The sequence below is a fragment of the Calothrix sp. UHCC 0171 genome (genome assembly GCF_034931845.1).
Lineage (GTDB): Bacteria > Cyanobacteriota > Cyanobacteriia > Cyanobacteriales > Nostocaceae > Brunnivagina.
Window position 1 is genome coordinate 16,748 of record NZ_JAYGHN010000008.1, and the last position, 15,798, is coordinate 32,545.

The 15,798-nt window shown below is 39.7% G+C and carries 12 protein-coding genes; 5 read left to right on the forward strand and 7 right to left on the reverse strand.

Annotated elements, in window-relative coordinates; all coding sequences use genetic code 11:
- Window positions 1-369: 369 nt before the first annotated feature.
- The 4 genes from arsS to VB733_RS08430 all read right to left on the reverse strand — a co-directional run bounded on the left by arsS (window position 370) and on the right by VB733_RS08430 (window position 4,325).
- Complete coding sequence (gene arsS, locus VB733_RS08415) at window positions 370-1,359, reverse strand: arsenosugar biosynthesis radical SAM (seleno)protein ArsS (RefSeq protein ID WP_323339631.1); 990 nt, start codon at window positions 1,357-1,359, stop codon at window positions 370-372.
- Between the two features lie 271 nt (window positions 1,360-1,630).
- Window positions 1,631-2,599: an arsenosugar biosynthesis arsenite methyltransferase ArsM gene (arsM, locus tag VB733_RS08420; protein ID WP_323339632.1), complete on the reverse strand. Its 969-nt coding sequence runs from the start codon at window positions 2,597-2,599 to the stop codon at window positions 1,631-1,633.
- Between the two features lie 257 nt (window positions 2,600-2,856).
- The gene (locus VB733_RS08425) at window positions 2,857-3,531 is read right to left on the reverse strand and encodes a response regulator transcription factor (RefSeq protein ID WP_323339633.1); all 675 of its coding nucleotides are present in this window, start codon (window positions 3,529-3,531) and stop codon (window positions 2,857-2,859) included.
- Between the two features lie 506 nt (window positions 3,532-4,037).
- Entirely contained in the window at window positions 4,038-4,325 is a 288-nt protein-coding gene (locus VB733_RS08430; protein ID WP_323339634.1) for a Mo-dependent nitrogenase C-terminal domain-containing protein, read from the reverse strand.
- A gap of 533 nt (window positions 4,326-4,858) precedes the next feature.
- Between VB733_RS08430 and VB733_RS08435 the strand changes: the two genes are divergently transcribed.
- The 3 genes from VB733_RS08435 to VB733_RS08445 all read left to right on the forward strand — a co-directional run bounded on the left by VB733_RS08435 (window position 4,859) and on the right by VB733_RS08445 (window position 9,416).
- The gene (locus VB733_RS08435) at window positions 4,859-5,764 is read left to right on the forward strand and encodes a phosphate/phosphite/phosphonate ABC transporter substrate-binding protein (RefSeq protein WP_323339635.1); all 906 of its coding nucleotides are present in this window, start codon (window positions 4,859-4,861) and stop codon (window positions 5,762-5,764) included.
- On the forward strand, window positions 5,761-7,971 hold the full coding sequence (locus tag VB733_RS08440; protein WP_323339636.1) for an ATP-binding protein: 2,211 nt from the start codon (window positions 5,761-5,763) through the stop codon (window positions 7,969-7,971). Before VB733_RS08435 ends, VB733_RS08440 begins: the two co-directional genes overlap by 4 nt.
- A gap of 173 nt (window positions 7,972-8,144) precedes the next feature.
- On the forward strand, window positions 8,145-9,416 hold the full coding sequence (locus VB733_RS08445) for a sensor histidine kinase (RefSeq protein WP_323339637.1): 1,272 nt from the start codon (window positions 8,145-8,147) through the stop codon (window positions 9,414-9,416).
- A 154-nt stretch (window positions 9,417-9,570) separates the two neighbouring features.
- Here VB733_RS08445 and VB733_RS08450 read toward each other — a convergent pair whose 3' ends face one another.
- Complete coding sequence (locus tag VB733_RS08450; RefSeq protein ID WP_323339638.1) at window positions 9,571-11,184, reverse strand: NAD(P)H-hydrate dehydratase; 1,614 nt, start codon at window positions 11,182-11,184, stop codon at window positions 9,571-9,573.
- A 100-nt stretch (window positions 11,185-11,284) separates the two neighbouring features.
- On the opposite strand from VB733_RS08450, the gene VB733_RS08455 reads away from it, so the two are divergent.
- Window positions 11,285-13,093: a TM0106 family RecB-like putative nuclease gene (locus VB733_RS08455; RefSeq protein ID WP_323339639.1), complete on the forward strand. Its 1,809-nt coding sequence runs from the start codon at window positions 11,285-11,287 to the stop codon at window positions 13,091-13,093.
- A gap of 48 nt (window positions 13,094-13,141) precedes the next feature.
- On the opposite strand, the gene VB733_RS08460 is transcribed toward VB733_RS08455, so the two are convergent.
- Together VB733_RS08460 and VB733_RS08465 are read right to left on the reverse strand one after the other, a co-directional pair.
- Window positions 13,142-13,642, reverse strand: coding sequence for a 2TM domain-containing protein (locus VB733_RS08460; RefSeq protein WP_323339640.1), 501 nt, complete (start codon window positions 13,640-13,642; stop codon window positions 13,142-13,144).
- A gap of 386 nt (window positions 13,643-14,028) precedes the next feature.
- Window positions 14,029-14,409, reverse strand: coding sequence for a hypothetical protein (locus tag VB733_RS08465; protein ID WP_323339642.1), 381 nt, complete (start codon window positions 14,407-14,409; stop codon window positions 14,029-14,031).
- 657 nt (window positions 14,410-15,066) lie between these two features.
- On the opposite strand from VB733_RS08465, the gene VB733_RS08470 reads away from it, so the two are divergent.
- The gene (locus VB733_RS08470; RefSeq protein WP_323339643.1) at window positions 15,067-15,696 is read left to right on the forward strand and encodes a hypothetical protein; all 630 of its coding nucleotides are present in this window, start codon (window positions 15,067-15,069) and stop codon (window positions 15,694-15,696) included.
- The last annotated feature ends 102 nt before the right edge of the window (window positions 15,697-15,798 follow it).

A 15,798-nucleotide genomic window follows, 5' to 3' on the forward strand; every position in this document is an offset into this window, starting at 1 on the left:
AGGGAGATTTGACAAATAATTTAGTAAAAAGCCGTGAAATTATATTTCACGGCTTTCAGTGTGATGTGAGGAGCTTAACTATATATCATCATAGAGGCAATTCCGAGGACAGCAGACCTTGTAACAATTTTGGTAACAAGTTTTTTTTTGCTGTAACCAAGGAAGAAAGGCGAAAAATAAAAACCGTGGCTTTTAGGAGGGGCCCACGGTTTTCGGGGTAATGTGAGAAGCATAACTGTAGATGATTCTAAACGCATTCAGTGGAGAGCGATCGCCCGTAACAATTTTGGTAACGAGCAGGTGAAAAAGTCATATAGATGTATGTCACCAAAAGTTGAATGTATCAAATTTGGACTATTGTGCAGCAATTTATACTAAAGCTCCGCCACAGCTAGAACCGCTACCAGCCGTACAACCGTAACAATAGGGGGCTGTCTGTATTTTTTCAATGATATCTAAACTACCTAACGCTAGTAAATTTGTTACTGTCAAAATTTCGCCACTAGAGGTTTTTGCGGGTAAGTTCATCATCTGGTTGAAGTCGCAGTCATACACATTACCCAAATAATCAATAGAAAGTTCATTACGACACATTAAACTATCCATAGTCACAGGATTGAAATGGGATTCAAGAAATTGTAGATAGGGAAGATAAAGTTTTGTCCGTTCTAAGTGAAATTTAGTTCTACCTACTGGTAGGTTGGTAATTGTGAATAAATTATTGAAAACAATATCAAAGTTAGTTTTCAAGAGCTTTTTATAATCGCTTTCTAATTTTGACTGGTTAGGAGTTAAGGAAAAGTTCTCATTTACGGGTAGTTGAGGATTATATACCAAATCTAAAATTAAATTTGGGTTGCTACCGTAGCCCAGTTTATTTAGCCATTGTAAGGCTTGAATTGATTTGTTGAATACACCTTTGCCACGCATTTGATCAACGTTATCTGCCAAATAGCAGGGCAAGGAAGCCACAATTTGAACTTGATGCTTGGTAAAATATTCGGGTAAATCAGTAAATCCAGCTTCAAAGTAAATAGTCAAATTTGATCTGACTATTACTTGTTTATGATTTTTGATTGCCGCTTCTACTAGTGGTTTAAAGCCATAGTTCATTTCCGGCGCGCCACCAGTTAAATCAAGTATTTTGATTTGGGGAAACTTATTAATTAATTCAATTATTTGTTCACATATTTCTGGAGATAATTCTTCAGTTCGTTGGGGACTAGCTTCGACATGGCAATGAGAACATGCAAGATTACAACGTTTACCTAAGTTCACCTGCAAAACTGTGATTTGCTGTTTGGTTAATTGAGAATTTGCTTTTTGAGCAAAGGGTGTGACTACTATTTGTTGCTGCATTATTCAAACGAATATTTTGATTAATAAACACATTAAAAAATACTATGATTCAGTCTGAAATAGACAATATACAATACGACTAAATCATTGCCACAGAAGATAAAATCTGAACCTAGAAGTAGTTGTAAGTAAGTAGGCGTATTTATCATTGGGATTAGGCAGGAGGCAGAGGGCAGAAGGGAAGAGGGTTTTAGCCTTGTTTATCTTTCTTAACATAGTTGTGTTTTTTCCCACCGACCTACTTAATTAACATAACCTAACTGAATAATGACTAACAACAACCTCCACCATCATAATGCCAAGTAGAATCAGTAATAATCATTTTTTCTGACATATTTTTAGCGAATTTTGCGGCTGTTTTATCGCAAACAGATAAGGGAATCCCTGGTTGGAGAATATGTCCATCACCATCATCAAAGTAATTATCTGCACCTGCATAAATTGCTGTTTTTCCAGTGAAAATACAAGCTCCATCACTGGGTATAGGGACTTTAAATGAGACGGAATCCAGACTTTCTAAAAGTAAATGTTCGGATAAATTATAAGTTTGAGCATTCAGCAATCTATAAGGACGACGGGCACGAATTTCTACTTGACCAAATCCAACATTTATGATTTTTTGAATATATTGCTCGTAGGTAAGTGCGCCAGATAAACACATCGCCCGTAAACGTTCATCTTGTTGTAAATGTGCAGGTATCGGACGAGTAGAAATTGGATCACTCATTTGCAAACGTCCACCTGGTTTTAAAACTCGATATGCTTCTGTTAATGCACGGGTTAAATCTGCGGGTTCAAAAATATTGAACAGGCAATTTTGAGCGACTATGTCAACTGAAGCATCAGCAACAGGTAAATTAAAAGCATCACCTGCACGAATTTCCACAAAACTTGTGTCGAACCAAGGATTTTCTGGGACAGCAATTTCCAGATTATTTTTAGCAGCTTCGCGCATTTCTGCAACTGGATCGATCGCAATAATAGCACTAGGACGACGGGAAAAGTAGGCAAATTGTAAGGCTTCTAAACCTCCTCCGACTCCGATGTATAATACGGTTGGTTGGTTACTCAGTTCTGTTGGATGGACTGTTGTACCGCAACCATAATTCATTTCCTGCATTTTCTGAGGAATTTTTAATCCTGGTAACTGAAGGGGTGTACTTTGAACACAACACAGTCCAATTTGAGGAGTTTGGGCGACTTCGCTATAAAAGTTGGCGGCGGTTTCGAGATAAGTCATGGATATTTTCGGTTTTAGGTTTGATAAACTAGGCTGCATTTCTAGATTTATATATTTTTACCAGAAAATATATAAAAAAACTGGTAATAAGTGTGAACACCTATCCCAGTATAGATTCTGCAATATAAAAATAACTAACTATTCAAGGATACTGATTTAATTTAAATCCCATTTACTTTTGGTTTTATGAGTTTTTGCTGAGAAATTCCGATGAACTGGTTAAGAAAATCAAAGGTAGATGCAACAAAATATTTTGTTTATTCGCGGAGAACGTAACCAACTCCTCGCACTGTTTGAATCAGACGCTTTTCATGGTTGGCTTCTAACTTTAAACGCAAATAGCGAATATAAACTTCGATAATATTGGAATCCCCCATAAAATCATATCCCCATACGGATTCCAAAATGCGATCGCGTGTGATTACTTGTCGCGAATGTACTAGTAAATATTCCAACAAGTCAAATTCTTTGGCTGTCAACTCAATCTTCTTCTCGCCGCGTTTCACAATTCTGGTGCGCTTGTGCAAACTCAAGTCTTCAAATTGTAGCAAATCTGGATCAGCTAATTCAGTACGGCGTAAATGCGCTCTCACTCGCCCTAATAATTCTTCCACACTAAAGGGTTTGACAACGTAGTCATCGACTCCCGCATCTAATCCGGCAACGCGATCGCTTACTGCGTCTTTTGCTGTTAATAATATTACAGGTACTTGGTCACCAGTTGTTCGCAATTTTCGGCAAATTTCCAAACCCGATAAACTCGGTAACATCCAATCTACAATCAGTAAATCTGGTTGTGACTCTTTGGCGGCAGCCAAGCCAGCTAATCCATCATGTACTATCGTCACTTTATACCCTTCATAGCCAAGTTCTAGCTCCACAAAACGAGCAAGTTTGACTTCATCTTCTACTAATAGTATGTGCGGTGACATCAATTTTAAATTAGTTAATTATTTCAACAATAATACGCAAAATTCACAATGACAAAGAAAGTTTTCTCTAGTCTTGTTCTCACTTGTATATGTATCTGATTGACTTTATACAGGCGATTTTTACAGAATCCGATTACCAAAGCTTAAAATAATCTAAAATTTACATTTATATTTAGTACCGTAGTAACGCACCAAAACCTTAATGTTCGACTCTGTGAGAAGGCTGCGCCTAGGTAATGACGTAAAATCTTAGTTAATACGTAAGTCCTGTATTGTCTCTCAATCAATTCTGTGTTTGATTTAGCACGATAGTGAATCAATTGCAACTGACTATTTTGTCAAAATTAAATCAGTTTTTGATGTTCATAAATCTTCGAGAATAATTGTCAAAGCTTAATATCTGAGAATTCTCAATTTAGTCTACTGTGGTGGAAGATACTAGGCTCAGTTTCAAGTTACCAAATTACCAAATAAATGAAAAATTAATATCGCTAGCGAAATTCTGATTAGCAATAAGCTGTAACATCTTCACCGCAAACATCTGCCAGATAGCAGAGAGCTTTGAATCGCAAACCAACCACTTGTTCGTAGAAAGGATTTAACTTGCACATTGGTGGAATGTGAAATAATTTCTTACCAAATACAACGATATCGCGTTCAAATGGACATTGGGAAGGAATTAACTGGCATAAGGAATGAGCTAATTTAGAATTTTTAATTTCAATCGATTCTAACCAGTTGCGAATAGGAGAAAGAATGTCTTTTTGTTGTTGGAATTGAGTAAAGCTTGTCATGGCATTCACCTCATGGTTTTAAATAGTAATTAAAGTTTGTGGGATTAGGGTTTGAACCCTTTCAATATATATATACGTCTGGCTTCTCTGAGTTATGCATTTTTCTTGTTCCTATATTTGCAATCACCCTTCATTTGGAGATTTTGTTCTCGGAATACCCATAACTACAAATACTGACAACAGCGTTCCGGAATAATTTTTACCAGTGCGGGAAAAGCTTATACCATTTCACTAAAATCGTGAAACATATCCAAATTCTGAAACCCTTGTAAAATCAGGATTTCTTAATTGCGAATTGCGAATTGTGAATTGGTATTAGAGGCTATGTACAAAGTAAACCTTAAGACCAAAAAAAACCGGTTTTTTGGATTTAAGTATCGAGCATCATCTGACTTTTTGATGAGAAACTGGGTTTCTCCCTGCACTGTGTGACACCCTAGGATGCGGAATATCGGTTCTAATGCTGTGATTTTTTCTTTGATTTGGGGAATTATAAGAAAACTAGAAAACCTGAAGAAATTGGAATAAATCCTGTGCGATCGCTAGTATCATCCCTCTACCTCTTTTCTTGGCTAATTCCCTTTTGGTTGGGTGCTTGCTCTGCTTCTCCTCCCAAATCTACCCAGAAATCTCCCCCGTCTTCCCAGGAAACTGTGCTGCGGATCAGTGTACAACCAACTCAAGATCGATTTGAGCAAGAACGAATGATTGCACCGTTGGATGCTCATTTGGAACAGGTGTTGGGACAACAGGTGGATTTTATTATTGCCAAGAACTATCAAGAGAGTGTGGATATGGTGGTGGATGGACGAGCAAATGGTGTTTATGGGGGGGTTGTCTCCTATTTTGAAGCGTTGGAACGGGGAGCGAAAGTAAAACCCTTGGTAGCTCCCATCGATGCGGATACTGTGCGTCCTTGGTATCGTTCCTGCTTGGTGGTAGCTGCAAATAGTTCGATTAAAACCTTGCAAGACTTAAAAGGTAAACGGGTAGCTTTTGTTGACCGTTCTTCCACATCCGGCTATCTTGTCCCCCTAGCTGCGCTGAAACAGGAAGGAATTGACCCAGATCGTCATTTTTCCCAGGTGGTGTTTGGGGGAACCCACGGGGAAATTGAGGAACTATTAGCAACAAATCAGGTGGATGCGATCGCCACGAATTTGGCTACCTACAATCAACGACAGCAACAGGGTGAGGGAGAAAAACCGCTCATTATTTGGGAATCGGACCCCATACCCCATGCTCCCATACTGGTTTCTAGCGACCTACCACCGGAATTGATTAAGAAACTCAAAAAAGCTTTTTTGACCACACCTGCGGGAATTCAGGACTTGATGGGTGCAAAAAGTGCTGGATATACCTTGGTGGAAGATGAGGATTATGAGTCGATTGGGGAATTACGTCGTCAACTGAATTTGGCAAGGGGGAGCAACCGATGAAAATATCAACGAAGTTTATCGGACTTTCGGTGGGATTGGTGGGAGCGATCGCTGTGATTTCTGGTGGTAGCACTTTGTGGCGTAATCAAATCCAATACAGCAGTCATCAAAAGTATACCCAGGCTTTGCGGCGGATGCAAGCAACTACCCTGGTACAAAATCGTCTCTATGCGGAAATTCTTGAACTCAAAGACCATGTGTTGTTCCGGGATGTTAATGAGAAAGAGGAGGATGAGTTCGATGTGGGGATTGAAGAAGCGTTGGATTTATTAGAATCCTTGGTATCCACATCGGAGATTAAACATATCCGCGATCGCCAGGAACTTTGGGAGGAATTAGAAGAAAATGTGATTGAGGGGATTAACCGGGGATTAATCAAAACAGAAGCGGATATCAAAGCTGATTTTCGAGCCATCAACGGATTTAAGCGAGATATTGACTTTTTTTTGGCAGATTTAACCGAGGAAGCTCAACAACAAGCGGAGGAAGCGGAGAAAGAATTACAACAAGCCAATGCGATCGCGACTAGTGTTTCCTATGCCACCATTGTTCTGTTGATGTTGATGGTATTAGGATTATTTTGGCTGGTTTTGCGTCCGACAATCCAATCCCTCAAACAACTCCAAGCTGGGGCAAATGAGATTGGTACGGGGAATTTGTCCTACCGAATGGCAATCCATACCCAGGATGAAATTGAGGAGCTATCCCAGGCATTTAACCGGATGGCGGCAAGTTTGGGGATTACTCAGGCTAGTTTACAACAAAAGTTAGGGGAATTAGAAGTTGCTCGCGCTGCTGCGGAAACTGCTAACCAGGCTAAAAGTCAATTTCTTGCCAACATGAACCACGAATTGCGGACTCCCCTGAATGGTATCCTCGGTTACGTGCAAATCCTTCAACGGGAACCTACCACCACTGAGAAACAGATTAAGGGTTTCCGGGTAATTCACCAGTGTGCTTCCCATCTCCTCACCTTGATTAACGATATTTTGGATTTATCCAAGTTGGAAGCCCAAAAAATGGAACTCTATCCCCAGGATTTCCACTTTGCCAATTTCCTCGCTTCCACTGCCGATATTTGTCGGATTAAGGCAGAACAAAAGGGTGTGGACTTCAAGTTTCAACCGGGAGCTAATTTACCGACAGCAGTTCATGCTGATGATAAACGATTACGGCAAGTGTTGTTAAATTTACTCAGCAATGCCGTTAAATTTACTGATGTTGGCAAAGTCTCCTTCCGGATTGAAGTTGTAGATGATGCATCCTCAGATTCCGAACGGATGCGTCGTATTCGTTTCCAAGTTAAGGATAGCGGAATTGGTATTGCCCAGGAAAAATTAGCTGGGATTTTCCTACCCTTTGAGCAAGCTGGGAAACGGGAACGGAATATGGAAGGGACAGGATTAGGACTAGCTATCAGTCAGCAAATTATTGAAAAAATGGGCGGTAGTATCCAAGTTGACAGTGTTTTCGGTCAAGGTAGTTGCTTTTGGTTTGAACTCGACCTACCCCTTGCTTCCGAATGGATGACCACAGAAGCGATCGCTGATCAAATTGTAGTTGGTTATGGAGGGGAACGACGGAAAATTCTGGTGGTGGATGACCGAGAAGAAAATCGCTCAGTTGCGGTGAATATGTTGGAACCCTTGGGTTTTGAACTCGCTGAAGCTGAAAACGGACAGCAAGCTCTGGATATTGCTCTAGAAATGCGCCCCGACCTAATTATTACCGATGTTCACATGGCGGTCATGGATGGTCTGGAAATGACCCGTCAGTTGCGACAAATGACTGATTTTGCTCAGATTCCTATTATAGCTTCCCCCGCAACCCTATCTCAAGTAGATATGCAGGATAGTGTGGATGCTGGATGTAGCAGTTTTTTCCCCAAGCCTCTGGATTTAAACGGATTACTGGCGGAAATCAAGCGGTTGTTAAACTTGGAGTGGATTTTGGCACAAAACCCCAATATGCAGGTTGCTGAGGATGATGCTTCCAGTCAAACAGCAGAATTAGTATTTCCACCCCCAGTAGAACTAGCAGCCCTTTATACAGCCGCCCAAGGTGGCTTTATGAGCGAGGTACAACAGGAAGCAAACCGTCTCAAACAATTAGCACCTAAATATATTCCCCTTGCGAATAAAATCCTGGAACTTAGTCAGGAATTTGATGATGAAGGGATTTTGCGGCTGTTAGAACCTTGGGTGTAATGAGTCCAATACACATGCCAGAAGTCTTTTCACCCCACAAGATAATTTATCTATAATTTTCATCCAATTCACGTTTTTATTGTTGTATTTTATACAATAAAATAATAATAACTAAAAATACTTATAGACACTGAATAACTAAAACCCCTTTAAAAAACACCAGGAGTAAAAAAATGTCCATTGATCTGCCCGCTCAGGAAAATACAATTTTGGTCGTAGATGATACACCCACCAACTTACAGGTATTATTCGACCTACTGAGCGAGCATGGTTATCGGGTGGCGATCGCCAAAAATGGGGAAACAGCCCTGCAACGCCTGCAAACGTCGCAACCCAGCCTAATTTTACTGGATGTGATGATGCCGGGAATAGATGGGTTTGAAACCTGTCAACGCATCAAAGCCAATCCTAGTACCTGGGATATTCCGGTGTTTTTTATGACAGCCCTCTCCGACTCCGTAGACAAGGTGAAGGGATTTAGTTTGGGTGCTGTCGATTACATTACCAAACCGATTCAAAACGAGGAAGTGCTGGCAAGAATTCAGGTACATCTGCAACTGCGAAACACTACCCGCATCATGGAACAACGCACCCAGGAATTACAACAGACACTGAAAAACCTGCAACAAGCCCAGTTGCAATTAGTACAGGGTGAAAAAATGTCCGCCCTAGGTCAGTTAGTCGCCGGAATTGCCCATGAAATCAATAATCCCGTCAATTTTATCCATGCGAATCTTTCCCATGTGAGGGAATATGTTCAAGATTTACTAGAGTTTATTTGTCTCTATCAACACCACTATCCTCAACCTGTTCCGGAAATCCAGAAACGAGCGGCAGAACTAGACGTAGAGTTTTTACAGCAAAACCTACGGAAAATACTGAATTCAATGGAAATAGGGAGCGATCGCATTCGAGATTTGGTGCTGTCTCTACGTAATTTCTCCCGTCTTGATGAAGCAGAATGTAAACAGGTGGATATCCACGAAGGCATCGAGAATACCTTACTAATCTTACAACATCGCCTGAAAGCCAAACTCAAATTCCCGGCAATTCAAATCATTAGAGACTATGCTCAACTACCAAAAATTGAATGCTATCCCAGCCAAATCAACCAAGTATTCATGAATATTTTCAGCAATGCCATTGATGCTTTAGAGGAAGCAAGAATTGATTCTCCCACCATCACCATCCGCACATCAATGATAGCTGGGTGGGTGACAGTTTCCATTGCCGATAATGGAGTCGGTATTCCTGAAGAGATTCGCAGCAAACTGTTTAATCCGTTTTTTACCACTAAACCCGTTGGTAAAGGAACTGGTTTGGGGTTATCCATCAGTTACCAAATTATTACAGAAAAACATGGTGGCAAAATTGACTGTTACTCTACCCTCGGACAGGAAACTGAGTTTCTGGTACAGATTCCGATTTTGCAAAGGACTTCTTAGTGGAAGAATACAGTTATCAGGAGATAGGAGCCGTGTAAAAATAAGTTGAACAATTTAATATTTGTAGTGCGGGCATCTTGCCCGCGCGAGCAAGATGCTCGCACTACTTATTTTTACTTGATGCCTTAGGAGGAGAATAGTGTGTTGATTTAGATTAGAATTTTCCTATTTTCATCCTCAGCACTTTCAATAAATACTGCGTCAGCGTATAAGCATCCACACCTAACTCCGTTCGTTCCTGCGCTGCCAAAATCCCCGCTTGGGCGTGCCACCAAGCTGCTGTGGCGACGATTTGTTCTATCCCGACATCTTTATTTATCCCCTGTGCAATCAAGCCACCAAGTAACCCAGTCAATACATCCCCACTACCACCACGGGCAAGAGCCGGAGTGCTTTCAGGCACAATCCAGACATTACCATCGGCATTGGCGATCGCAGTTCGTGCGCCTTTTAATAAAATGACTACCCCACTTTGTTTTGCGGCTTCACGTAAGCTTTCTATCCTGTGATTAGCTACGTCGGGAATCTGGGGAAATAGGCGTTTAAATTCTCCTGTATGTGGTGTAATCACTGTTTTGAATTGTCTTTTTTGCAACACTCGTGTCGCTCCCCCCTGAGCAACTTCCATCGCCGCCAGAATATTCAACCCATCAGCATCAATAATTAAGGGATCATGACTTTCCAAGACTTGCTCAATTACGGTAGCTGCATCAGTCGTTAAACCAGGTCCACAGGCGATCGCGCTAAATGCATCCAAACGGGTATTTCCTGGCAATTCTAATCGAGAAATTGCTCCCGTTTCTGTCTCCGGACAACCAATAATCAAGGCTTCTGGTAACTGTGCCACCAGCAAAGATTTGAGAGATTCCGGTACGGCAACAGAAAGCATTCCCACACCACTTGCCCTAGCACCCAAAGCAGTTAAAATTGCCCCTCCTGCATATCTTCGTGAACCGCAGATTAAGAGTAAATGTCCTTCTTTATACTTATGTGTCACTGCTGGGCGGGGCAAAGGTAAACTAGAAAGAGCAGTCTGCCTAGTGATACGATGAATTTTGTTGATGCTGTTACTTGTGTTATCTAAAACATTTTCTACATCTGCCCAAGGAATATCAAAGTTGATTAATTCAGCTTTGCCAATATATTCTAAAGCTCGATCTTGCAATAAACCGAGTTTCCACAAACCCAAACACAGGGTATGTGTCGCCCGAATGGCTGTCCCCAGCACTTCACCTGTATCTGTATGCAAACCTGACGGTATATCAATGCTAATAACAGGCTTTGCCCATGCATTAACGGTATCAATATCAACCGCGATAGTATCCGTTAACTTGCGTTCTAAACCAAAACCAAATAAACCATCAATTAAGAAATCACAATTTTGCAAAGCATCAATAGATTGGTGACAGACAATACCTAAACTTTGGGCATATTGCCAATGCTGCGAAGTCAATTCTTTTAACTTTGTAAATGGGCAATATAACCTGACTTGATACCCGCGCAAATGTAACTCACGAGCAACCACCAAAGCATCACCACCATTATGACCTGGACCGACGAGAATGCCGATATCAGAGGAGAAGAGAGGGCGAGGGAAGATACCTCCATCCCCTTGTTCCCCAATTTTGACTATCCATTGGGTAATCAAGCCGGCGACTTTTTCCATCAGCGCGGCGACAGGCATCCCGGCGGCAAAGATACGTCCTTCGATATCACGCATCTGTGGCGCTGTAACTACAACTTGGGAAATCAGTTCTTGCTTGTCCATATAATTTGAGAATAATTTTAGAAACGTTACGTTACATTTAGATTGACTTTAGTCACCTCAGTTACGCCGATTTATGCTAATTATTTGCTAGTTTAGAAGAATGTTAATAAATGCCGAACTACTGTTGCAATATCAGCGCTGCAAACGCCGACCGTTTTTAGATACCCATAGCGATCGCACATTGCGGGATAAACCGACTGATTTGTTAATTAAACTTCAACAAGATAAAATTATCCATCAAAAAAGTATTCTCAAGAGCAAAAGCCACATTCGACCAAACTATCATGCGGGTAATTGGCGTGCGGGTGCAAATGCAACTTGGGAATTGATGCAGCAAGGTGTTGATTGTATTTATCAGGGTGTTCTTGTCGCGAATTTCTCGGATATTGAATGGTATAGTTTACCGATTCCTCCGGATTTGGCATCTTTAAATTCTACTGACTCGGAAATTAATTCTCTAGAAAAGTTACAAGTTTCAATTAATGAAAATCTTGTCAATTCAGCGACTAAGATTTTTCAAAATTATCATAATTCTGACAATCTGAATTCTCAAACACAAAGTAATTTCTCATCTTCTCTAGAAAAAACCGTAGAAATAATATCAAATAATCCATTTATTTCTAATTTAAATAATAATCAAACTACTACTCAAGCAAATACTCCAATTGGGCAAGAATATACATTAATTAGTTGCCCTGATTTATTAATTAAACAACCTGGAAAATCAAAATTTGGAGATTGGACTTATATTCCTGCATCAATTGAACTTGGCAAGCGCCCTAAACAAGAATATCAAGTTGCTGTTGCATATCATGCTCAAGTATTGGGAATAGTCCAAGAAGTTCAACCGACAACAGCTTGGTTAATTTTGCGAGGAAAAGATTCGGGTTATCCTGTTGATTTGCGACGATGGATGTTCCAAATGCAGCAGATTCTTCGAGAATATGTGCAAACATTAACAAATGAAAATGCACCTGAAGTATTTATTTCTCGGCAAAAATGTAGTTTGTGTCATTGGTATAGCACTTGTCATGAAGTCGCTAAAAAACAACAACATTTATCACTGTTACCAGGAGTGACACCAGTTCGTTATACTCAACTTCAAACTTTAGATATTACCTCACCAGAATCTCTTGCCAATACAAATCCAATTGATTTAGAGAATTTGCCAGGATTTGATGCCTTAGTTGCACCAAAAATTGTCATGCAGGCTAAATCTATTGTTGAAAATCGTCCGTTTCTCCTGCCAAACTTGATCCAAAAGCCAGAAATTGATGAAACTGATTTGGATGTGGGTTATGTCAGTTTATCCTCGTTGCGCCCAAATCAAATTGCCGCGAGAGATATTCATCTTCCCTCCCAAATTGAATTGTATTTTGATATCGAAGCACAACCAGATTTAAACCTGAATTATTTATTGGGGGTTTTAGTAGTTGATAAACAAGCAAAAACAGAACAATTTTATTCTTTTTTAGCTGAAAACATTGATGAAGAGGAATTTGTTTGGCAGCAGTTTTTGCATTTAGTCAATCAGTATCCCGACGCACCAATTTACCATTTCTGCATTTACGAATTTGATACAGTCAAACGTTTAGCAAAGTTATATCGAACCCCTTATTCTGTGGTTTTGCCAGTGCTAAGTCGTTTTGTGGATGTGTATGAAGAACTAATTACCAGCGTCACCTTACCCATCGAAAGCTACGCACTCAAAGCAATTGCTAAGTGGTTGGGGTTTGAATGGCGTGATAGTGAAGCCAGTGGAGCTAAGTGTATTTACTGGTACGACCAATGGTTACAAACAGGCGATCGCACTTTACTAGAAATCATTCAGCGCTATAATGAAGACGATTGTCGTGCTACCCGCAGTGTCAAAGAGTGGTTAGTTGAGTTTATTAAGAATAATAAATAAACGAGGGTGAGGAGTGCGAGGAATTGCAGCCCTAGTTGCCTTCATGTACTAGCCAATCGCAGCTTTCAGAAATCTGTTCACCAAGTTATTAAAGGTTTTTTTCATCATGTGTCTGCGATTCCACTTTTGAAAGGCGATTTCGTAATCTTCACCCTTTTGACTAAAAGTATTCCAAGCATCTAGTCCAATTAAAAGTATAAAAAACGACAGAGGGTAGAGTGACCAAGAAATAGTCAAACTGCCAATTAAATTAACTAATATCAGAAATCCATTGAAAATTGCATAATTGCCCAGACGCTTTTGAAAGCGTTTTTGACGGAATGCATCGAAAGTCAAACGCTGCTGAGTCTCGCTTTGTCTGCTTAACCAATCACCTTCAGCAAGTTTCAGTGACTCTGGTGCAATTTCCAACTCGTTCGCGATTTCCAATAATTGTTCATAGGAAAATTCCTTATCATCATTATCCACCTGACGGGCGATCGCCAGATGAAGAATCTGTTGCACATCTTCTTGGCTATAAAAGCGAGTTGGCTTGTGGGAATCAGTCATAATTTCACATCCTGGGTGCGGGGAAGGGTTACAAAAATATCTCTCACCAATATTTTTAAGCAAATCATCTAGTGGTTGTTCAAAGTAACTTTGCAGGGACAAAAATCTTCGCGTCCCCGTGTCTCAGTATCTCCGAGTTAATCTCAACCCGTCAATTCTGGGTTGGCGAACCACTATCAGTGCTGCTTCCATTATCCTTAGGCTAGCAAATCTAACACCAGAATGAATTAATGGATTTCCCCACAACTTAACTCCAAATTCCCGTACCTAGCAATCTGGTGAGGCATACAAAATTAATAAAAGATTAATAAAAGATTAAAAATTGTCAGTCCTTCTTCCCCCTCCCCAAATACCTCGCAGAAGTAATCCATAGCCGAAAAAGGAAATTAGCACTCACGAGAACAATAATCCGCACAATTCGTTGCCGCTTCTGTGAGTACAGTGGAAGGGTTAACTGCACATCTGAGGTGATGATTGTGGGAAAAATACTGACACTGAGAACAGGGTAAATTAATATCTGTCGCTTGAGTGGTAGAAGTTTTACGATTTTGTAACGATACCCTCATTTTAGACACAATTGCCAGAAAACCAACCCAAAACAAGATAAATGCGATTAGATTCCCCGCTAACGCAATAGTCGTATTTTGCAGTTTAATTTGATGAGAATTAGCATCCTTGGTTTGGATAGTTTGAGTATTTTGAGCATTCTGATAAGAACTATTAATACTCACTTCAGGTACCGGAGACTGTTGTATATTATTTTTCATCTGCATTGTGAATTTTCACTTAACTATTGCGATCGCAACTTGCTCATTACTAGATTATTAACTATTTGAGAAAGATTTCGTATTTTTGAATGCATAGATTGGGAAAACTTTATTAATTTTGAATATTCAACGTTGGTATCAATTAAATAACTACGATAGAGCAAATATAAATAAGTTGACATGTATCATTAGTCATAGTTTTTCATATTTTTTGTACATCCAAATAAATAAAATAGAAGTCCGCATAAGTTAATATTTCTCAATATTACATTTTTTTACTTTTTGAAGTATCTTTTAAACCATCGCTGATAAATCAGCCTGTAAAAATAATTCTTATCTACTAAGTAGTCTCATCAATTTTTTTTGCTTATTATTGCTGTATGTAAAGAAAATTTTCTGATTATTTTATTGACTGTCATATTTTTTCACTGTTGAAATATATTTAGCATTCCTTTCTATTTTATATATCTACTTACGGGTAGAAATCAATTCTATCTAAAGATAGCAACAAATATATAACCAGAGAATGTCTATTTAAAAGCAAATATTTAGTTTGATTGAATTAGGAAAGTAATTTCTAATATTGCCATAGAAGATTAGGCACAATTCCTGATCTCAAATTTGAGACTGTTTATATTTGTAACCAAGGAATGAATTATGAAATCTAAATTTTTGCAAAATATAGTAATCTTATTCAGTTTAGCAACTGGTATTTTTAGCTTGACAAGTTTCAGCGCCACCGCCGAAACAATCAGTAACAAAGCCGCAGATTTACAAATTCCCACAAACTCTTCACTAAAAAATACTACGACTTCTTCACCTCAACCTACAGTTGTTGCTCAACAAACAACCCCAGCAATTTCACCAGGTACGGCAACTCGTGGAGGTCCAAGTTATATAGGTGTTGGTGGTAATATTGGACTGGGTGGTGATACTGCACTTAGTGAAGGTGGATTTTCAGTCATTAGCAAAATTGGTTTAACTCGTAATTTCTCCTTACGCCCCTCTGCTGTCATTGGTGACAACACCGTTTTTCTGGTTCCAGTGACAGTCGATTTTCCAGTGGAGTCAGTCACCGACACAGGAACTCAACGAATTAGTGTTGCACCTTATCTTGGTGCTGGTGTCGCAATTGCCACAGGTGATGACACAGATGTTGGCTTTCTGCTAACTGGTGGTGTTGACGTACCTGTATCGCCTCAATTTACCGCCAATGCGGCTATTAATGTTGGTTTCATCGATGATACAGAAGTTGGTTTGTCATTAGGAATTGGTTACAACTTCTAAATTTTATATCCCGGCTTCCTTAAGGAAGTTAGGGATAGTGGTTTCACGTTGTATACTAACTTAACATATAGTTACAGTACCTCCATAAAAATAAACCACAAG